Origin of the sequence: Serratia inhibens, assembly GCF_003591175.1 — a bacterium.
GTDB classification, from domain to species: Bacteria; Pseudomonadota; Gammaproteobacteria; order Enterobacterales; family Enterobacteriaceae; genus Serratia; species Serratia inhibens.
On the sequence record NZ_QYYG01000003.1, the window covers coordinates 1 to 21,178 of the forward strand.

At 57.3% G+C, this 21,178-nt stretch carries 17 protein-coding genes; 7 read left to right on the forward strand and 10 right to left on the reverse strand.

Annotation, left to right across the window (positions count from 1 at the left end; all coding sequences use genetic code 11):
• Positions 1-164: 164 nt before the first annotated feature.
• Positions 165-971: a co-chaperone DjlA gene (gene djlA, locus D4100_RS12790; protein WP_006317566.1), complete on the reverse strand. Its 807-nt coding sequence runs from the start codon at positions 969-971 to the stop codon at positions 165-167.
• Positions 972-1,199: 228 nt separating this feature from the next.
• Here djlA and lptD point away from each other — a divergent pair, with 228 nt between their 5' ends.
• The 6 genes from lptD (at position 1,200) to apaH (ending at position 7,961) form a co-directional block, all read left to right on the forward strand.
• Complete coding sequence (gene lptD, locus D4100_RS12795) at positions 1,200-3,563, forward strand: LPS assembly protein LptD (RefSeq protein WP_119804513.1); 2,364 nt, start codon at positions 1,200-1,202, stop codon at positions 3,561-3,563.
• A 65-nt stretch (positions 3,564-3,628) separates the two neighbouring features.
• A complete protein-coding gene (surA, locus tag D4100_RS12800; RefSeq protein ID WP_006317564.1) occupies positions 3,629-4,927 on the forward strand; it encodes a peptidylprolyl isomerase SurA in 1,299 nt (432 codons plus the stop codon).
• Positions 4,914-5,906 (forward strand): 4-hydroxythreonine-4-phosphate dehydrogenase PdxA, encoded by a 993-nt coding sequence (pdxA, locus tag D4100_RS12805; protein WP_006317563.1) that lies wholly within the window; start codon positions 4,914-4,916, stop codon positions 5,904-5,906. Before surA ends, pdxA begins: the two co-directional genes overlap by 14 nt.
• Entirely contained in the window at positions 5,899-6,717 is an 819-nt protein-coding gene (rsmA, locus tag D4100_RS12810; protein WP_006317562.1) for a 16S rRNA (adenine(1518)-N(6)/adenine(1519)-N(6))-dimethyltransferase RsmA, read from the forward strand. The genes pdxA and rsmA overlap by 8 nt, the downstream gene beginning before the upstream one ends.
• A gap of 12 nt (positions 6,718-6,729) precedes the next feature.
• A complete protein-coding gene (gene apaG / locus D4100_RS12815) occupies positions 6,730-7,107 on the forward strand; it encodes a Co2+/Mg2+ efflux protein ApaG (protein WP_006317561.1) in 378 nt (125 codons plus the stop codon).
• Positions 7,108-7,109: 2 nt separating this feature from the next.
• Positions 7,110-7,961, forward strand: a complete 852-nt coding sequence (gene apaH / locus D4100_RS12820) for a bis(5'-nucleosyl)-tetraphosphatase (symmetrical) ApaH (RefSeq protein ID WP_006317560.1) — start codon at positions 7,110-7,112, stop codon at positions 7,959-7,961.
• A 48-nt stretch (positions 7,962-8,009) separates the two neighbouring features.
• Here the strand turns inward: apaH and D4100_RS12825 are convergent, their stop codons facing one another.
• The 4 genes from D4100_RS12825 to D4100_RS12840 form a co-directional block, all read right to left on the reverse strand.
• Positions 8,010-9,899: a PhoX family protein gene (locus D4100_RS12825; RefSeq protein ID WP_006317559.1), complete on the reverse strand. Its 1,890-nt coding sequence runs from the start codon at positions 9,897-9,899 to the stop codon at positions 8,010-8,012.
• A gap of 181 nt (positions 9,900-10,080) precedes the next feature.
• Positions 10,081-10,563: a type 3 dihydrofolate reductase gene (folA, locus tag D4100_RS12830; RefSeq protein ID WP_006317558.1), complete on the reverse strand. Its 483-nt coding sequence runs from the start codon at positions 10,561-10,563 to the stop codon at positions 10,081-10,083.
• Between the two features lie 142 nt (positions 10,564-10,705).
• Positions 10,706-11,170, reverse strand: a complete 465-nt coding sequence (locus tag D4100_RS12835) for a threonine/serine exporter (RefSeq protein ID WP_043912103.1) — start codon at positions 11,168-11,170, stop codon at positions 10,706-10,708.
• On the reverse strand, positions 11,167-11,967 hold the full coding sequence (locus D4100_RS12840; protein ID WP_006317556.1) for a threonine/serine exporter family protein: 801 nt from the start codon (positions 11,965-11,967) through the stop codon (positions 11,167-11,169). The genes D4100_RS12835 and D4100_RS12840 overlap by 4 nt, the downstream gene beginning before the upstream one ends.
• A 129-nt stretch (positions 11,968-12,096) precedes the next feature.
• Here D4100_RS12840 and D4100_RS12845 point away from each other — a divergent pair, with 129 nt between their 5' ends.
• Positions 12,097-12,711 carry a LysE family translocator gene (locus D4100_RS12845; RefSeq protein ID WP_119804514.1) on the forward strand — a complete coding sequence of 205 codons (615 nt, stop codon included), beginning with the start codon at positions 12,097-12,099 and terminating at the stop codon, positions 12,709-12,711.
• A gap of 41 nt (positions 12,712-12,752) precedes the next feature.
• Here D4100_RS12845 and kefC read toward each other — a convergent pair whose 3' ends face one another.
• The 5 genes from kefC to dapB all read right to left on the reverse strand — a co-directional run bounded on the left by kefC (position 12,753) and on the right by dapB (position 21,019).
• Entirely contained in the window at positions 12,753-14,606 is a 1,854-nt protein-coding gene (gene kefC, locus D4100_RS12850; protein ID WP_119804515.1) for a glutathione-regulated potassium-efflux system protein KefC, read from the reverse strand.
• Entirely contained in the window at positions 14,599-15,156 is a 558-nt protein-coding gene (gene kefF / locus D4100_RS12855; RefSeq protein WP_119804516.1) for a glutathione-regulated potassium-efflux system oxidoreductase KefF, read from the reverse strand. Before kefF ends, kefC begins: the two co-directional genes overlap by 8 nt.
• A gap of 180 nt (positions 15,157-15,336) precedes the next feature.
• Positions 15,337-18,561, reverse strand: a complete 3,225-nt coding sequence (gene carB / locus D4100_RS12860; RefSeq protein WP_006317552.1) for a carbamoyl-phosphate synthase large subunit — start codon at positions 18,559-18,561, stop codon at positions 15,337-15,339.
• A gap of 17 nt (positions 18,562-18,578) precedes the next feature.
• Positions 18,579-19,727 carry a glutamine-hydrolyzing carbamoyl-phosphate synthase small subunit gene (gene carA, locus D4100_RS12865; RefSeq protein WP_006317550.1) on the reverse strand — a complete coding sequence of 383 codons (1,149 nt, stop codon included), beginning with the start codon at positions 19,725-19,727 and terminating at the stop codon, positions 18,579-18,581.
• Between the two features lie 470 nt (positions 19,728-20,197).
• Positions 20,198-21,019, reverse strand: a complete 822-nt coding sequence (dapB, locus tag D4100_RS12870) for a 4-hydroxy-tetrahydrodipicolinate reductase (protein WP_119804517.1) — start codon at positions 21,017-21,019, stop codon at positions 20,198-20,200.
• Positions 21,020-21,178: the final 159 nt, after the last annotated feature.

Here is a 21,178-nt window from a genome sequence, read left to right on the forward strand (position 1 = left end):
GTGGAAGCTGTGTTTACCAAGGTCGATACCAATCAGCGTAACGTTTTGCATGATGATCCCCTTCAGAAAGAAAAACACCCTGTCAGCGTACGCCTCACAGGGTGGGGGTGACCATCTCATTAGGGCCCGGCATGCCGGGCCCCTACGTCGTATGACGGGTATCGTTATTTGAAGCCTTTCTCGCGCTTGATCAGGTCATATGCTGCCTGAATTTCCTGCGCTTTCTGCTTGGCCATTTCCATCATTTGCGGCGGCAAACCTTTCGCCACCAGTTTATCCGGATGGTGTTCGCTCATCAGCTTGCGGTAGGCGCGCTTGATGGTGGTGGCGTCGTCACTGCTGCTGACCCCCAGCACTTTGCAGGCATCATCCAGCGTTGGCCCGCGCTGCGCTTGCTGATAGCCGCCCTGCTGACCGCCGCCAAACTGGCGCCCGCCTTCCATCATGCTGAGGAACTGATCGAACTGCGCACGCGAAATTCCCAGCTCTTCGGCGATCACATACAGCACCTGACGTTCGTTCGGATGCAACGAGCCGTCGGCAAATGCCGCCTGGATTTGAATTTCCAGAAACATCCGAATCAGGTCAAAACGGCCGAAACAGATGCTGCGGAACTGCTGCAGCGTCTCTCTCAGCGGGAACTGGCTCTGTTTGCCTTCGCGAAACGCCTGCTGCGCCGCCGTACGGGCTTCACCGTGCAGTTGCAGACGATCCATAAACAGGCTGGCGATCTGAATATCCGCCTCGGTAACGCGCCCTTTTGATTTGGTCAGGTGACCCATCACCTGAAAAGTGGTGCGGAAAAACAGCGTTTGCCGCGTTTGCTGGTCGGCGAAAAAGCCCCGGCTGCGCTTGTTGCTGCGCGCAGTGTCGATCATATGACCGACAATCAGCCCCAAAACTACACCCCAGAATCCCGCGCCAGCCCAAATGGCAACGATGACCCCGAGCAGTTTTCCCCAATACTGCATATACTCCTCAATTATCATGCCGAAAGCCGCCGGCTCCCTTCTGTCTTAGATAAGGGTTAAGGCGATTTTTCCCAGGATTTGGATTATCATACCTGTCATTTATCTTTGCGCCTAACGACGACGCAAGTAAACGGCAGGATTTAACACTAGCGCAACGCAGATGAGTGATATAGTCTCTGACCGTTTGCCGGACATGACGCCTCTGATGACGGAACACCAAAACCGCGTATGAAAAAAAGTTTCCCAACACTGCTGGCCACAATGATTTGGACGGCACTCTACAGTCAGCACGCGCTGGCTGATCTGGCCGAGCAATGCATGCTTGGCGTTCCTGTTTATGACAAACCGCTGGTCAGCGGCGACCCGAACAGCCTGCCGGTCACCATCCATGCGGATGACTCCAAAGCAGACTATCCGAAAAGCGCCCTGTTCACCGGTAACGTGAATATCGAACAAGGCAACAGCACCCTGACTGCCAAGCAAGTGGAACTGAACCAGACGCAAAATCCGGGGCAGACCGAACCGGTTCGCACCGTGACTGCAACCGGTGATGTTCACTACAGCGACAATCAGATCAAGCTAAAAGGCCCGAAAGCCTGGTCGAACCTGAACAATAAAGATACCGACGTCTATGAAGGCGACTACCAAATGGTAGGCCGTCAGGGGCGCGGCGACGCCGACAAGATGAAGATGCGCGGCGCCAACCGTTACACCATTCTGGAAAACGGCACCTTTACCTCTTGTTTGCCTGGCGACAACAGCTGGAGCGTCGTCGGTTCAGAAGTGATCCACGACCGCGAAGAGCAGGTCGCTGAAGTCTGGAACGCCCGCTTCAAAATCGGTGGCGTACCGGTGTTTTACAGCCCGTACCTGCAATTGCCGGTCGGCGACAAACGCCGTTCGGGCTTCCTGATCCCGAATGCAAAATACGGCAGCAACAATGGCTTTGAGTTCATGTTGCCGTATTACTGGAACATCGCGCCAAACTTCGACGCCACTATCACACCGCACTACATGTCCAAACGTGGCCTGCAGTGGCAGAACGAATTCCGCTATCTGTTGCAACCCGGTTTGGGCCTGATGGAGTTCGATTGGTTGCCGGACGACAAGGAATACAGCAAGGACAACCCTGACGACAGCACCCGCTGGTTGTTCTTCTGGCAGCACAACGGTGTGATGGATCAGGTGTGGCGTTTTAACGTTGACTACACCAAGGTCAGCGACTCCAAATACTTTACCGATCTGGATTCGAAATACGGCTCAACCACCGACGGTTACGCAACGCAGAAATTCAGCGTTGGCTACGCCGTTGACAACTGGGATGCCACCTTAAGCTCCAAGCAGTTCCAGGTCTACGACGACACCGATCGCGCCAGTTCCGAATCCTATAAAGTGCAACCGCAACTGGACCTGAACTACTATAAAAACGATCTCGGTCCGTTCGATTTGCGCATTTACGGCCAGGGTGCCAAGTTCACCAGCGTCAACCCGTACAGCCCGGACGCCACCCGTTTGCACCTTGAGCCAACGCTCAGCCTGCCGTTGACCAACGGCTGGGCCAGCCTGAACACCGAAACCAAACTGCTGGCCACCCATTATCAGCAGGATATTCCTGACGGCTTTGCCAACAACTACAAGAGCCGTACCGGCAACGATGCGCCAGACCTCGAGGATTCGGTCAACCGCGTGTTGCCGCAGTTCAAGGTCGACGGCAAAATGGTGTTCGACCGTAACATGAACTGGTCGGAGGGTTACACCCAAACCCTGGAGCCGCGCGTGCAGTACCTGTACGTGCCGTACCGCGATCAGAGCAACATCTATACCTACGACACCACCCTGCTGCAAACCGACTACTCCGGCCTGTTCCGCGACCGCACTTACAGCGGCCTGGATCGCATCGCTTCGCAGAACCGTGTTTCCTCCGGTTTAACCACGCGAATTTATGATGACGCGCTGGTTGAACGTTTTAACGCTTCCGTGGGTCAAATCTACTACTTCAGCCGTTCGCGCACCGGCGACCAGACAAGCGGTTACGATAACAATGACGATACCGGCAGCCTGGCATGGGCCGGCGACACTTATTGGAAGATTGATGACCACTGGGGCCTGCGTGGCGGGCTGCAGTACGATACGCGTCTTGCCAGCGTCTCATTGGGTAACGGCGTGCTGGAGTACCGTCAGGATGCAGAACGCGTTCTGCAGTTGAACTACCGCTACGCCACGCCGGAATATATCCAGACGGCGCTGAACACCGCACAGGTTCCCGCCTATCAGGACGGGATCTCTCAGGTGGGCGTAACCGGCAGTTGGCCGATTGCCGATCGCTGGTCAATCGTGGGCGCTTATTACTACGACACCCGCGCGCAGCAATCCGCCGATCAGTTGCTCGGTCTGAAGTACAACACCTGCTGCTGGGCAGTGACTCTGGGCTATGAGCGCAAGATCACCGACTGGAACAACAGCAACCAAAGCAGCGTTTATGACAACAAAGTTTCATTCAATATCGAACTGCGTGGCCTGAGCAGCGATCACAGCCTGGGCTCCGCGGAAATGCTGCGTTCCGGCATTCTGCCTTACCAGCGTGCATTTTGATACTTTGTAACACTTTGAAAACGAGAACTTTCACCCGCATTTGCGGATTACAGAATGGGAAATGTATGAAGAACTGGAGAACGCTTATTCTCGGATTGGTGGTTTGCGCCAATACCGCGTTCGCAGCACCCCAAGAAGTGGATAAAGTCGCCGCCGTCGTGGATAACGGCGTAGTGCTTGAGAGCGACGTGAACAGTCTGTTGCAGTCGGTGAAACTCAATGCGCAACAGGCCGGCCAGCAATTGCCGGATGACAATACGCTGCGTCACCAGATCCTTGAGCGTCTGATTACGGATAACATCCAGTTGCAGATGGCCAAGAAAATGGGGATCACCGTTTCCGACGCCGATCTGGACAAAGCCATCGGCAATATCGCCGCACAGAACAAAATGAGCATCGATCAGATGCGCAGCCGTCTGGCGTACGAAGGGTTGAACTACAACACCTACCGTTCCCAGATCCGCAAGGAAATGCTGATTTCTGAAGTGCGCAACAACGAAGTGCGCCGTCGCGTCACTATCCTGCCTCAGGAAGTGGACGCGCTGGCAAAACAGGTTGGCGCCCAGAACGGCAGCGATACCGAAATGAACATCAGCCACATCCTGATCCCGTTGCCGGAAAACCCGTCGCAGCAGCAGGTTGACGAAGCAGAAGCCATGGCCAAAAAGCTGATGGGTGAAATCAACGGCGGCGCCGATTTCGGCAAGCTGGCGATCTCCTATTCTGCCGACTCCCAGGCGCTGAAAGGCGGCAACATGGGTTGGGGCAAGCTGCAAGAAATCCCTACCCTGTTTGCCGAAAGACTGGTTAACGCCAAAAAAGGCGATGTGGTCGGCCCAATCCGCTCCGGTGTCGGTTTCCACATTCTGAAAGTGAATGATATCCGCGGTGCCAACCAGTCCGTATCCGTGACCGAGGTTCATGCACGCCACATTCTGCTGAAGCCTTCCGTGGTGCTGACCGACGATCAGGCGCGCGCCAAATTGCAGGCAGTAGCCGAAGCGCTCAAGAGCGGCAAGGCCAAGTTTGCTGACGAAGCCAAACAGCTGTCTCAGGATCCTGGTTCTGCACTGCAGGGCGGCGATCTGGGCTGGGCTTCTCCGGACATTTACGATCCGGCCTTCCGCGACGCATTGATGAAGCTGAGCAAAGGCGAAGTCAGCCAACCCGTTCACTCTTCCTTCGGCTGGCACCTGATTCAGTTGCTGGATACGCGTCAGGTGGACAAAACCGACGCGGCGCAGAAAGATCGCGCTTACCGCATGCTGTTCAACCGCAAGTTTGCTGAAGAAGCGCAGACCTGGATGCAGGAACAACGTGCTCAGGCTTACGTGAAGATCCTTGACGGTAATGCACAACAATAATCGCATAGTCATCACCCCCGGCGAACCCGCCGGGGTTGGGCCGGATTTAGTGGCAGCGCTGGCGCAACAGGATTGGCCTGTTGAGCTGGTGGTGTGCGCGGATCCGGCCTTGTTGCTTGAACGCGCCCGGCAGTTGAACCTGCCGTTGCAGCTTCGCGACTATCAGGCGGGTCAACCCGCCCAGCCACAGCGTGCAGGTACCCTGACGGTGCTGCCGGTCGCCACCGCTCATGCGGTGGTGGCGGGCGAGCTGAACGTGGGCAACAGCGCCTACGTGGTGGAAACCCTGGCACGCGCCTGCGACGGTTGCCTGAACGGCGAGTTCGCCGCGCTGATCACCGGCCCGGTGAACAAAGGCGTGATCAACGACGCCGGCGTGCCCTTTATCGGCCATACCGAATTCTTTGCCGATCGCAGCGGTTGCGAGCGCGTAGTGATGATGCTGGCGACCGAAGAACTGCGCGTGGCGCTGGCGACCACTCATCTGCCGTTGTTGGCGGTGCCTGGTGCCATCACACGTCAAAGCTTGTTCGAAGTCATTCGCATCCTCGACAACGATTTGAAAACCAAATTTGGCATCGCCCAGCCGCAGATTTATGTCTGCGGACTGAACCCGCACGCAGGGGAAGGCGGCCATATGGGGCGCGAAGAGATCGATACCATCATCCCGGCGCTCGATGCGTTGCGCGAGGAGGGCATCGGTCTTATCGGCCCGCTGCCGGCGGACACCCTGTTCCAGCCCAAGTATCTGCAACATGCCGATGCGGTGCTGGCGATGTATCACGATCAGGGTCTGCCGGTGCTAAAATACCAAGGGTTCGGCCGGGCGGTAAATATCACCCTCGGTTTGCCTTTTATTCGTACCTCGGTCGACCACGGTACCGCTCTGGAACTGGCCGGCACCGGCACCGCCGATGCAGGCAGTTTCAAAACGGCCTTGAATCTCGCCATTAAAATGATAATTAATTGTAATGAATAATAAAGTCCACCAAGGGCACTTTGCCCGCAAACGCTTTGGACAAAACTTTTTAACCGATCAGTTTGTCATCGATAGCATTGTCTCCGCCATTCACCCGCAGCCGGGCGAAGCGGTGGTTGAGATCGGCCCCGGTCTGGGCGCACTGACCGAGCCGGTCGGCGCACGCATGGACCGCATGACGGTGATTGAGCTGGACCGCGATCTGGCGGCCCGCCTGGCAAACCACCCGCAGCTGAAAGACAAACTGACCATTCACCAGCAAGATGCCATGACGGTGAATTTCGCCGAGATGGCCGAGCAGGCCGGCCAACCGCTGCGCGTGTTTGGCAACCTGCCGTATAACATTTCGACGCCGCTGATGTTCCACCTTTTCAGCTATACTCAGGCCATTCGCGACATGCACTTTATGTTGCAAAAAGAGGTAGTCAACCGTCTGGTTGCCGGCCCGAACAGCAAAGCCTACGGGCGCTTGACCGTGATGGCGCAGTACTACTGCAACGTGATCCCGGTGCTGGAAGTGCCACCAACCTCGTTCACTCCGGCGCCGAAAGTGGACTCCGCAGTGGTACGTCTGGTGCCGCACCAGGTGAACCCTAACCCGGTGGGCGACGTGCGTATGCTGAGCCGCATTACGACTCAGGCATTCAACCAACGCCGGAAAACCGTTCGCAACAGCCTGGGCGATCTGTTCACCCCAGAGCAGTTGACGGAATTGGGTGTCGATCCGACGTTAAGAGCAGAGAATATTTCTGTGGCGCAATACTGTAAGCTGGCTAACTGGCTTTCAGCCAATCCCACGCCGCAGCAATAAGGAGTAGTGGTCATGATTGATTCGCCCCGTGTATGTATTCAGGTACAAAGTATCTACGTGGAATCACAGTCGATACCTGAGGAAGAACGTTACGTCTTCGCTTATACCATCACCATCCGCAATCTGGGGCGTTTCAACGTACAGCTGCTGGGCCGTTATTGGTTAATTACCAACAGCAATGGCCGCCAAACCGAAGTTCAGGGCGAAGGCGTGATCGGCGAACAACCGCTCATCCAGCCCGGCGGCGAATTCCAATACACCAGCGGTGCGGTCCTTGAAACGCCGCTGGGCACCATGGAAGGCCATTACGAGATGGTTGATCATCAAGGTCAACCGTTCCGCACCGCTATTCCCGTGTTCCGCTTAGCTATCCCAACGCTGATTCACTAACTATGTCGACATATCTTATCGGCGACGTTCATGGCTGTTTTGATGAACTGCAGTCGCTATTGGCTCAGGCTGCCTTCGATCCACAAAATGACAGGCTGTGGCTGACCGGCGATCTGGTCGCCCGTGGCCCCGGTTCGCTGGACGTGTTGCGCTACGTACGTTCGCTCGGCCCCGCGGTGCGCATGGTGTTGGGCAACCACGATCTGCATCTGCTGGCCGTCTATGCCGGCATTAGCCGCAACAAACCCAAAGATCGCATCACTCCGCTGCTGGAGGCCCCGGATGCCGATGAGCTGATCAACTGGCTGCGCCGCCAACCGGTGCTGCAGGTGGATGAAGAGCTCAAACTGGTGATGGCGCATGCCGGCATCACCCCACAGTGGGACATCGAAACCGCCCAACTGTGCGCCCGCGAAGTAGAAGCGGTACTGAGCAGCGACAGCTATCCGTTGTTCCTGGATGCCATGTACGGCGATATGCCGAACAACTGGACCCCGGAACTGAGCGGATTGGCGCGCCTGCGTTTCAGCACCAATGCACTGACGCGCATGCGTTACTGTTTCCCGAACGGCCAGCTCGACATGATCTGTAAAGATGCGCCGGGCACCGCCCCTGCGCCGCTGAAACCCTGGTTTGAATTGCCGCGTTTAGTGGATCCTGAATACAGCATTATTTTTGGTCATTGGGCATCGCTGGAAGGTAAAGGCACGCCAGAGGGTATTGTGGGTCTTGATACCGGCTGTTGTTGGGGAGGCGATCTGACCATGTTGCGCTGGGAAGACCAACAGTACTTCACTCAGCCTTCGAACCGCCGCGACATACTCGACGGCGCGAATACGCTGGCAGCGTCATAATAAAACCGGGGCGGTTCGACGCTGCCCCGGCCTGTTCTGCTGTTAAACTCAAGCGCCAATCACCCCGCCATCCTCACGCGTAATCATCAATACTGACGAACGCGGACGCGGACTGTTGTTCGGGAAATGAGAATCGCCTTCTTCACCCGGGTGCTGCACGTTGACGAACATCGTCTTGTAATCCGGCGTAAAGGTGATGCCGGTCAGCTCGCACGACTTCGGCCCAACCATAAAGCGACGGATTTCACCGCTCAGCGGGTCCCCCACCAGCATTTGGTTATTCCCCTGCCCGGCATAATCGCCCTTGTTGCTGTACTTGCCGTCGGTGAGGATCCACAGGCGCCCTGCCTTATCAAAACCTAACCCGTCCGGGCTGTTAAAGGTGTTATCTGCGGTGATGTTCGGCGTACCGCGATTGACCCCCTCCGGGTGCGCGATCGGATTGCCGCACAGCGCATAAATATCCCAGGTAAAAGAGGCTGCGGTGGCGTCGCCGCCCTCATCCCAGCGGATAATCTGGCCGTAAACATTGTTCGGTCGCGGATTGGCGGCGTTCAGCGGCATTCCTTCTTCACCGCGCTTGCTGTTATTGGTCAGCGTGCAATAGGCACGCCCGTCATGAGGGTTCACGGCGATCCATTCAGGGCGATCCATCCTGGTTGCCCCCACCTGCGCCGCTGCCTTGCGCGCGAAGATCAACACCTCCGCCTCATCGCGGAAGCCGTTTTCCGGCGTCAGGCCGTTTTTGCCGAACTCCAGCGCAATCCAGCGCCCTGTCCCCTTCAGCGGCGTGCCGCCGGCGTCACCGTCAAACTGCGCCACATACAGTGTGCCTTCATCCAGCAGGCTGCGGTTATTGGCCGGATTGGCGATATCGACCAAGCCTTTGGAGACGTACTTATAGATATGTTCGCCACGCTCGTCGTCACCCATGTACACCACCAGACGCCCGTCCTTGGCGACGGTCACGGCGGCATTTTCGTGCTTGAAACGGCCCAGTGCGGTGTGTTTGATTGGCGTTGACGTAGGGTTCATCGGGTCGATTTCGACGATCCAACCGTGACGGTTGAATTCATTCGGGTTCTTCGCCACGTCAAAGCGATCATCATAGTCCGGCCAGTTGCGCTCCGGTTCGCTGACCTTCAACGTATAGCGCTTCTGTTCAGCCGTGGTCTGGTAATCGGCCTGGTGGGTACCGAAATAGGTATCGAAATTCTCTTCGCAGGTCAGATAGGTGCCCCAGGGGGTTTTGCCGTTAGCGCAGTTGCCGAAAGTGCCCAGCACCTTGCGTCCGGTGGGATCGGCCGCGGTTTGCAGCAGCGGATGGCCGGCAGCCGGGCCGCTGAACTGCATCTCGGTGTTGGCGGTGATACGGCGGTTATAGCGCGAAGGACGTTCCACTGCCCAGCGTTGGCTATCCCCGGCGCGCTTTACCGCCACGATGGACACGCCATGCGCCGCCTGGGATTTACGTACGTCCTCCAGGCTGGTGGCCTTGCTGCCACCGTGGGCGAACAGATACTGCTCGTTAACGTATTCGTTGTTGATGGCCATCACGCCGTGATTGTCATCAATCGGGAAGAAACTCATGCCGTCATTGTTGTCGCCAAACTGCTTTTCCTGATCGGCGGCGCTGTTGTTGCCCTGGGCGTCAAATGCGGCGGCGCCCTCCACCAGCGGCTCCCCCCAGGAGATCAACACCTCGGCGCGATACCCCGGCGCGATCACCACCTCATCCGCGGTGGAGGCCGCAATGCCTTTAAAACCCAACAGCTTGTTCGGTGGCAAATCCTCGGCCAGCGCCTCGGCGGAAACCGTCCAGATGCCGCCGCCAAGGAAACCCGCCAGGCCCACAGCGCCTGCGCTGCCGAGCAGCAGTTTGCGACGGGTAGGATCGGTCAGGCGGTCGGCGTCTAATTGCTCAATTTTGCTCGTCATGGTTTCATTTCCTTTTTTAATGGCGCCGCGATCAAAATTCACCAGAGTTGCCGGGCGCTCGAAGTTGAGCTTCATACTAATCAGGAAGTGTGACGAAAATGTTACAACCGAAGGGGGGGCAGAAACGACAAAGGGCACAATCTCTTGTGCCCTTTGGGAAGAGGTGACTAACGCCCGAAAATCAACGGCGTTCTAAAATCTCAAAGCAGTAGCTGTGGGAGTTCAGTTCGTCAGCGTCATGGAATTCGCTGAACGAAGTTTCCCACTCGTCCGGCTCATAGTCCGGAAAATGGGTGTCGCCACCGACTTCGGCGTCGATATGCGTCAGATACATGCGGTTAGCACGCGCCAGGAACTGGGTATAGATATGCCCGCCCCCCATTACCATCACTTCTTCGACATCACCGGCCGCAGCCAGCGCTTCGTCCAGAGACGTAGCCCAGGTCACCCCGGTTTCACTGCCGGGACGGCTGCTTAAAACGATGTTATGGCGGCCCGGCAGCGGACGACCAATGGACTCGAACGTTTTACGGCCCATAATAACCGGTTTATTCAGCGTGTTACGTTTAAACCACGCTAAGTCCGCCGGCAGGTGCCACGGCATGGCGTTTTCCATGCCAATAACGCGATCCGCCGCCAAGGCAGCGATCAGGCTGATAATCATTGTTAAACCCTGTGTAGGCAGCAAAATTGCTCACACTATACGTAAAGGCCTATCTGCCGTCGATAGGCTAATCAAGCAAGATGAATATATAAGATAGCTCTTATCAGCATACCTAATAACCAGCGTTTACGGCCGCCGGATTTCATACCCCGGGACGTTTTCGATACAGCCACAACCCCGGCAATGACAGCCCTATCGATAACGCACCAACGATAAAACACGCCTTGAGAAAATGGGTCATCATGGTGGCCATCAGCGCCTCGCTGTAACCCAGGTGTGAAATCTCCACTACGGTGATCATCGCGGTATAAGCGGAGATGCCCGGAAACATCGGGATCACCGCCGCCACGGTAAACACCTTCGGGTGCGCCAACAGCCAGCGCGACCAGTAAATGCCAATCATGCCGATCAAAATCGCCGCCAGAAACGACGCCCATTCGATGTTCATGCCTGCATGGATCATCAGCATGCGCGAACCCCGGCCGACTGCGCCGAGCAGGGCGCAGTAGCGTAGCGCGCGCAGCGGTACATTGAACAACATGGCGAACCCCAACGCCGGTACCGCCGCCAGCAGCATCTCTTGCAGCAAAGCCCACAACAGACTCATGACCACCCCCGTAAATCCCACAACGACATCGCCATCACCACGCCGATACAGGTAGCCAGCGTCAGCAGACTGGCCATCGCCCAACGTGCCAGGCCGGTATTGACGTGGCCTTTGAACATATCCGCTACCGCGTTAATCAGCGGGAATCCCGGCACCAGCAACAGCACGCTGGCGGCCATCGCCACGGTGGAGGTTTCGCTGAACGCCGGTAGCCGCAATAACAGGCCGGAAACCGAGGTGGCGACAAACGCCGTGAGGCAAAAGTTGATCAGCGGATTCATATGGCGGGCGGTGAGCATCTGGCGCACCCACATCGCCAGGCCGCTGGCGATGAAGGTCACGGCGAACGCCTTGTTGTCGCCGCCATTCAGCATGCTGAAACAGCCACACGACAGCGCCACCATCAATACCACCAGCCAGCGCGGATAGCGCAGTGGGTGAATTTTCGCGAAGCGCCGGGCAACATCGTGCGCATCCGCCAGCCGATGCTCCGCCAGAATGACGATATGCTGCACCTCGGTCACCATCTGCATATTGATGCCGCGATCGATATTCTTGCGCGTGGTGGTCAGGCATTCGCCATGGCTGATGGTGGTCAGCACCACCGCGTTGGCCGAAATGGAGCTTTCCACGCTGTCCATACCCAGCGCCATGCCCAGCCGGGTCGATAACTGTTCCACTACCATGCTTTCGGCGCCGTGCTGCAACAACAGCAAAGCGCATTGAATGCACAGGCGGGTAATTTCACGTTGTTGCCGGTGCGGCTCCGGCATTTCGATCGTTGTGGTTTGATTCATAGTGTCCCGTGGTGCGCCCTGAATAAAAGTTCATCATATTGCCTAACGGGACCCCAATGGGTTGATGCTAATCAGGGGAAGCGGCGTTATTATCAGCGCAATTACGTTTTTTGTGCAGAGACGCCAACCATGCTTGAAACTTCGCTGTTCGTCGCCGGCCTTGCCGCGCTGGGTATGCTGTCGCCCGGCCCGGATTTTTTCCTGGTGATCAAGAATGCCACCCGCTATCCGCGCCCGGCGGCCATGATGACCGCCTTCGGCGTAACCTGCGGCGTCGCCACCCACATGTCTTACTGCGTAGCCGGGTTAGCGGTGGTGATCACCACCACGCCGTGGCTGTTCAACGTGCTGAAATATGCCGGTGCGATCTACCTGATCTGGGTGGGCATTCAGGCGCTGCTGTCGCGCGGGGGCGGCAAGTTGAACGTCAGTAACCTGCCGCAGCAGCAGGTGAGCCTGACCAGCGCTTTTGTACAGGGCTATCTGTGCAACCTGCTAAACCCCAAAGCCACGCTGTTCTTCCTGGCGGTATTCACGCAGGTGCTGCAGATCGACTCCGGGCTGGGCGAAAAACTGTGGTACGCGGGAATTATCCTGGGCCTGTCCGCCGTCTGGTGGCCGGTGCTGGTGTTATTGTTTCAAAGCGTGCCGGTACGTCGCGGATTGGAAAAAACGCAGAAGGTGGTCGACAAACTACTGGGCGGTATGCTGATCGCGCTGGGTATCAAGGTTGCGCTGAGCTGATGCACAAAAAGGGCGCAGTTCACTGAACTGCGCCCCCGGCGTTAACCTTTGGCTTCCACCACTTCGTCTTCCGGTGCCTTGCCGTCAATACTGCCGCGCCAGCCGGTTTGCTGCACCCGCGCCAACCGATTCTGATCCTGTTCGATAGCCGCGCTGAGCATTTCCTTAGCCCGCTGCAGGCTGGCAATGCGGAACTCGGTATCCTGGTAATTCTCCAGCGTGTTTTCCAGCATCTTCAGGTTGTAACGCCGGAAAGTATCCGCTTTCTCACGCGCCTCGTAGGCGTCCAGCCCCAGCAGCTCCAGCGCCTCACGGCCAATGCGCAGCGAACTTTCGAAGGTTTCGCGTTCCGGGCTTTCCACCCCTAACTGCCGCAGCTGATACCAGTGATCGACATCGCGCGCGCGCGCCACGATTTTCAGGTGCGGGAAGTGCCGCTTGGCCAGTTCAGTCAGTTGCAGGTTGGCTTCCACATCGTCGATGGCGTTAATCAGTACCTTGGCGTGCGCGGCACCCGCCGCTTCCAGCAGATCGGCACGAGTTGCGTCGCCGTAAAACACTTTGGTACCGAATTTTCGCAGCGTTTCAATGTGGTCAGGATCGTGATCCAACACCACGGTGTGTACACCGTTGGCCAACAGCAAACGGCCGGCAATCTGGCCGAAACGGCCGAAGCCGGCGATGATCACGCTGGCGTTTTCTTCATCAATCACATCCGCCGGGCGTTCGTCCTTCGGCGCATTTTTCTCCAGCCTTGTGGCCACCACCAGTAACAGCGGCGTCGCCGCCATCGACAAGGCTACCGCCAGCGTCAGCGATTTGGCCCAGTCCGGTGGTAACACGCCGGCCAGCTGTGCGGCGCCAAAGATCACGAAGGCAAACTCACTGCCCTGCCCCAGCAAAATGGCAAACATGCCGCGCTGGCGTTTTGGTACGCCCAGCCACGGCCCAATCAGCCACAGCAACGCCGCCTTGATCAGCATAAAGCCCAGCAACAGCGAGGCAATCAGTAACGGATGATGGAACAGGGTGCCGAAGTCGATCGACATACCGACACCGATAAAGAACAGCCCAAGCAACAGGCCCTTGAACGGTTGAATGTCGCTTTCCAGCGCATGACGATATTCCGAACTCGCCAGCAGTACCCCGGCGAGGAAAGCGCCCATCGCCATCGACAGCCCGGCCATTTCCAGCAGGATGCCAAAACCGAACACCAGGAACAGCGCCACGGCGCTGAACACTTCACGCATGCCTGAACGAGCGACAAAGTGCAGCAACGGACGGGTGACATAGCGCCCAAGCAGCACCACGATCGCCAGCGCACCTACTACCTTCGCCGCCGACAGCGCGAACGCGCCCAGGGTAGTGGTCGCGCCGCTGCTGGCCAACAGGGGGATCATCGCCACCAGAGGGATCGCCGCAATATCCTGGAACAACAGCGCCGCGAACGAGCTGCGGCCAATCGGTGCCGGCATCAGATTACGCTCGCTCATCGCCTGCATGGCGATGGCGGTTGAAGACAGCGCCAGCGTCAGACCAATCAGCAACGCCACCTTCCAGTCCAGCCCGAGGAAATAACAGAACGCGCTCAGCGCCAGCCCACAACCCACCATCTGGATACTGCCGCCGCCAAATACCGAGGCGCGCAGCGTCCACAGCCGTTTAGGATCCAGCTCCAGACCGATGATAAACAGCATCAGCACCACGCCAATCTCGGCGAAGGTCAGAATAGACTCTGCGTCGGAGACCAGCTTCAGCCCCCAGGGGCCGATAATGCAGCCGGCGATCAGGTAGCCGAGCACCGAGCCCAGTCCGAGACGCACTGCAATAGGTACGAACAGCGCGGCCGATCCGAGATAGATCAGCCCCTCAATCATCATGTTGTGATTATCCATGGCCGACTCCCTGATCCGCAGGCTCACTGTGTTCCATCAGATACTCTACCAAACGCTGGCGGTAGGCCTCGCCGGCTGCAACCAGCGCCGGCTCGTTGCAGGTAAAGGTATTATGCACGGCAAAGTAGGGTTGCCAGTTCATGCCGCAATAGATCGCGGTTGCCTGCAGCGGCTGTGCCAGCACGGCGAAGTTCGGGAAGTCTCCCAGTTCGAAGTGATGCTCATCACCGCCGCTGGTCACCGCCCACAGGCAGTCCTTGCCCACCAGCGCATCGCCGTCATGGCCGTAGGCCCAGCCGTGCTCCAGCACCTTGTCGATCCACAGTTTCAGCAGCGGCGGCAGGCTGTACCACTGCATGGGATGCTGGAACACCACCATGTCGGCGCGCGCCAGCGCACGCTGCTCGGCGTTGATGTCGATGTTGAAGTCAGGATACAGCTCATACAGCGAGCGGACTTCCACGTCAGGAATGTCTTTTACCGCCTGCAGCAGACGGTGATTGGCATGCGAATGCCGGGGATACGGGTGGGCGTAAATAATCAGAATCATGGGGGTCGTCGTTCCTTCGTTCCGTGCCAATACATCAAGCATATACCAATCATACAGCGTGACAGTTTGCTGAATGATTGATAGCGGAAATTTCTAATTCAAGGCAACAAATTTGCTGAACAAGATAAAAAATAAGGGCGCTGCATATGCAGCGCCCTCAGGCATTACGGCATCACTGAATTACTTGGTGATACGAGCGTGCAGCTCCTGCACCGAGGTAACCTGCTCGGTCGGATCCGCCTTCAGCGCCATCGCGGTGGCAAAACCGCCGTTCAGGGTGGTGTCGTAATGCACCTTGTACTGCAACGCGCTGCGGCGAATCAGCTTGGAATCTTCAATCGCCTGGCGACCGGCCGTGGTGTTCACGATGTAGGTGTACTCGCCATTCTTGATACGGTCCTGAATGTGCGGACGGCCTTCATGCACCTTGTTGACCAGACGCGGGTTAATGCCCGCCTCGCCCAGCACGACCGCAGTGCCGTGGGTCGCGTCCAGCTCGAAGCCCTGTTTCAGCAGGCTTGCCGCCAGATCCACCACGCGGGCCTTATCGCCTTCACGCACCGACAGCAGCGCACGGCCTTGTTTCTTCATGCCTGACTGGCTGCCGAGCATCGCCTTGGAGAAGGCTTCCGCGAAGGTGCGGCCAACGCCCATCACTTCCCCGGTAGAGCGCATTTCCGGCCCCAAAATCGGGTCGACGCCAGGGAACTTGTTGAACGGCAGCACCACTTCTTTCACTGAATAGTAAGGCGGGATAACTTCTTCCGTTACGCCCTGCTCGGCCAGCGTTTTGCCCGCCATGACCCGTGCGGCAACCTTGGCCAGCGGCACGCCGGTGGCTTTGGAAACGAACGGCACGGTACGCGCGGCACGCGGGTTGACTTCAATCAGGTAGACTTCGTTGTTCTTCACCGCGAACTGTACGTTCATCAGACCGCGCACCTGCAGTTCGAACGCCAGTTTTTCAACCTGTTGACGCATCACGTCCTGAATCTCTTTGCTCAGGGTGTAGGCCGGCAGTGAGCAGGCGGAGTCACCGGAGTGCACGCCCGCCTGTTCGATATGCTCCATGATGCCGCCAATCAGCACGCGCTCACCGTCGCAAATGGCATCGACGTCCACTTCTACCGCATCATCCAGGAAGCGGTCCAGCAGCACTGGCGCGTCGTTGGATACGCTGACGGCGTTCTGGAAGTAACGGCGCAGGTCGATTTCGTCGTAAACGATCTCCATCGCACGGCCGCCCAGCACGTAGGAAGGACGCACCACCAGCGGGTAACCGATACCGGCCGCTTTTTCTACCGCCTGTTCGATGGTGGCAACGGTGGCATTGGCCGGCTGTTTCAGGCCCAGACGGTGTACCGCCTGCTGGAAACGCTCACGGTCTTCGGCACGGTCAATCGCATCCGGGCTGGTGCCGATAATCGGCACGCCGGCGGCTTCCAGCTCACGCGCCAGTTTCAGCGGAGTCTGGCCGCCGTACTGCACGATCACGCCTTTCGGCTTCTCGATGCGCACGATTTCCAGCACGTCTTCCAGCGTCACCGGCTCGAAATACAGGCGGTCGGAGGTGTCGTAGTCGGTGGAGACGGTTTCCGGGTTGCAGTTGACCATGATGGTCTCATACCCGTCTTCACGCAGCGCCAGCGAGGCGTGTACGCAGCAGTAGTCGAATTCGATGCCCTGGCCGATACGGTTCGGGCCGCCACCCAGCACCATCACTTTCGGACGGTCGTTGGTCGGGTTGGACTCGCACTCTTCTTCATAAGTGGAGTACATGTAGGCGGTGTCGGTGGCGAATTCCGCCGCACAGGTATCCACACGCTTGTAAACCGGGTGCAGGCCATAACCGTGGCGCAGCTTGCGGATTTCGCTTTCGGCTACGCCGGCCAACGTGGCCAGGCGCGCATCGGCGAAGCCTTTACGCTTCAGGGTACGCAGGAATTCCTGGGTCAGGCCGTTGATGCCGGATTCGGCAACCTGCTCTTCCAGGCGCACCAGCTCTTCAATCTGCACCAGGAACCAGCGATCGACGTTGGTCAGGTTAAACACGCCGTCTACCGACATGCCGGCACGGAACGCATCCGCGATGTACCAGATACGGTCACAACCGGCATCTTTCAGTTCGCGACGGATTTTGGTCAGCGCTTCCGGATCGTCCAGGCTCACTTTCGGGTCGAAGCCGGTGGCACCCACTTCCAGACCGCGCAGCGCTTTCTGCAGCGATTCTTGCTGAGTGCGGCCAATCGCCATCACTTCGCCGACGGATTTCATTTGGGTGGTCAGGCGGTCGTTGGCGCCGGCAAATTTCTCGAAGTTAAAGCGAGGAATTTTGGTAACCACGTAGTCGATGGACGGCTCAAACGACGCCGGAGTGCGGCCGCCGGTGATGTCGTTCATCAGTTCGTCCAGGGTATAACCCACCGCCAGCTTGGCGGCGATTTTGGCAATCGGGAAGCCGGTGGCTTTTGAGGCCAGCGCAGAAGAACGGGACACGCGCGGGTTCATTTCGATGACGATCAGGCGACCGTTTTTCGGGTTAACCGAGAACTGCACGTTGGAACCGCCGGTTTCCACGCCGATTTCACGCAGCACCGCCATCGAGGCGTTACGCATGATTTGGTATTCTTTGTCGGTCAGCGTTTGCGCCGGTGCCACGGTGATGGAGTCACCGGTATGGATGCCCATGGCGTCGAAGTTTTCGATAGAGCAGACGATGATGCAGTTATCGTTCTTATCGCGCACCACCTCCATCTCGTACTCTTTCCAGCCGATCAGCGATTCGTCGATCAACAGCTCTTTGGTTGGCGACAGATCCAGTCCGCGCTCGCAGATCTCTTCGAACTCTTCGCGGTTGTAAGCGATGCCGCCACCGGTGCCGCCCATGGTAAAGGAAGGACGGATGATGCACGGGAAACCAACGTCGGCGGCAACCGCCAGCGCTTCTTCCATATTATGTGCGATGCCGGAACGCGCAGTATCCAGGCCGATTTTCTTCATCGCCACGTCGAAACGGCGGCGGTCTTCGGCTTTATCGATAGCATCGGCCGTGGCGCCAATCATGGTCACGCCGAACTCGGCCAGCACACCCTGACGCTCCAGCTCCAGCGCACAGTTCAGCGCGGTCTGGCCCCCCATGGTCGGCAATACCGCATCCGGGCGCTCTTTTTCGATGATTTTGCGCACAACTTCCCAGTGAATCGGCTCGATGTAGGTCGCATCGGCCATTTCCGGGTCGGTCATGATGGTGGCCGGGTTGGAGTTCACCAGAATGACCCGGTAACCCTCTTCGCGCAGCGCTTTACACGCCTGGGCACCCGAATAGTCGAACTCACACGCCTGGCCGATGACAATCGGGCCAGCGCCGAGGATCAGGATGCTTTTTATGTCTGTACGTTTTGGCATTTTTTTACTGCTCCTGATTATTTGGCGTTAGAACGGTAAGTCTCGATCAGTTCGATAAAGTGGTCGAACAGCGGCGCGGCGTCGTGCGGGCCCGGGCTGGCTTCCGGGTGGCCCTGGAAGCTGAACGCCGCTTTGTCGGTACGGTGAATGCCCTGCACCGTATGGTCGAACAGCGATTTGTGCGTTACGCGCAGTTCGGCCGGCAGGTTATTTTCGTCAACCGCAAAACCGTGGTTCTGTGCGGTGATCATCACGCAGTCGTTATCCAGATCTTTCACCGGGTGGTTGCCGCCGTGGTGGCCCAGCTTCATCTTCACGGTTTTCGCACCGCTGGCCAACGCCAGCAACTGGTGGCCGAGGCAGATGCCGAACACCGGAATGTCGGTTTCCAGGAACTGTTTGATGGCGGTGATGGCGTAATCGCAAGGCTCCGGGTCGCCCGGGCCGTTGGACAGGAAAATGCCGTCCGGATTCATCTTCAAGACTTCATCTGCCGGAGTCTGCGCCGGCACTACCGTCAGGCGGCAGCCGCGATCCACCAACATGCGCAGGATGTTGCGCTTGGCGCCGTAGTCGTAAGCCACCACGTGGAACGGCAGATCGGAGGCCGGCTTGGCTTCCGGCAGGTCGCCTTCAAGCGTCCAGCTACCCTGCTGCCAGCTGTAGGCTTCTTTGGTAGTCACTTCTTTCGCCAGATCCATGCCTTTCAAGCCCGGGAAACCCTGCGCCTTGGCCAGCGCCAGCGCGGCGTCCGGCGAGTCGGCGGCGATGATGCAGCCGTTCTGTGCGCCTTTCTCGCGCAGCAGGCGGGTCAGCTTGCGGGTATCGATATCGGCAATCGCCACGATGTTGTGACGCTTCAGGTATTCAGACAGGCCTTCTTCGTTGCGGTAGTTGCTGGCAATCAAAGGGAGATCACGAATGACAAGGCCTTGGGCGTGTACCGCGGAGGATTCTGCGTCGGAAGCATTGGTGCCGACATTGCCGATATGAGGATAAGTAAGAGTAACGATCTGGCGAGAGTAGGAAGGATCAGTGAGGATTTCTTGATAGCCGGTCATCGACGTATTGAAGACCACTTCCCCCACTGCCGTACCCTCTGCCCCGATGGCCCGACCGTGGAATTGGGTTCCGTCTTCCAGAACCAATAGCGCTGACTTAATCAAAACACCCTCCGAGGAATAATCAATCACAATATTTGCATATTAATTCAGATATCGCGATCTAAATCAATGCAAAAACCGCCCTCAAGGCCAATTTTTGGCAAATTGGGCGCATTTTAATGATGAGTGCTCCTCTTGTCTACCCAAAGCGCCATTTTTTCTCTTATTTTCGCACTTCTCAACGTTTAATAGGGTCAGCAGCCATAAAAACCCAGCTAAACTCGGGTGAGTAAACGGTTGCGAGGAATAATGACGAAAAAGTGCGTTTCCAAAGGCTCATTCCTGATTGAAAAACATCGAAAAGGGAAATTCATGACAAAAAAACGCAAGAAAACCATAAAAAACAAGCAACACAATAATAAAATCGAAAAAATGAATCATTTTTAATGTTAAAAAAAAGGACAATAAAATTATTGTCCGTTAATCATAGCGTTATGATCAATACAACCACATCACGATGGTATTCAAATCGATTATAACCGGTCCAGACCGAGCACGTCGCGCATATCAAACAGGCCTTTATCGTGACTATGCAGCCAAGAAGCGGCCCGAACCGCACCACTGGCAAAAGTCATGCGGCTGGAGGCTTTATGGGTGATTTCCACCCGCTCTCCGATGTCGGCAAACATGGCGGTATGCTCCCCGACGATATCGCCGGCACGAATGGTGGCAAAACCTATGCTCTTGGGATCGCGCTCGCCGGTATACCCTTCGCGCGCATAGACGGCGCACTCTTTCAGATCACGCCCCAGCGCACCGGCAATCGCTTCGCCCATCGCCAACGCAGTGCCCGAAGGTGCATCCACTTTATGGCGGTGGTGCGCTTCAATAATCTCAATGTCGGTGTAGTCGCCCATCACCTGAGCGGCCTTTTCCAACAGTTTCAGGACCAGGTTGACGCCCACGCTGAAATTGGCGGCGAACACGATGCCAATCTGCTGAGCGGCGGCGCGGATGGCCGCTTTGCCTGCATCGTCAAAACCGGTGGTGCCGATCACCACCGCCTTGTTATGTTCGACACAGAAAGCCAGGTACGCCAGCGTGCTTTCCGGGCGGGTGAAATCGATCAGAATATCGAAGTCATCGACCACCTTTTCCAGGCTGTCGCTGACGGTAACGCCCAGCGCGCCCACACCCGCCAGTTCACCGGCATCGGTGCCGATCAGGCTTGAGCCCGGGCGCGACACCGCAGCCCCCAGCACGACGCCCTGCGCCTGATGTACCGCCTGGATCAATTGGCGCCCCATGCGGCCGCCGGAACCCGCAATCGCAATGCGGATTTGTGAATCAGTCATGCTTGCTCTCTTCTTGATTAGACGCCTACTCCATAGGCTATAGGTTTAGGGTAACTGCCCCACAGGATCACCGCCAGAAGATTCATTTCATAATTAGAAAATTATGATATCCCCCGCTTTTCATCAGTAATGTTGTCAATAGGTTAACAACCGGTCAAA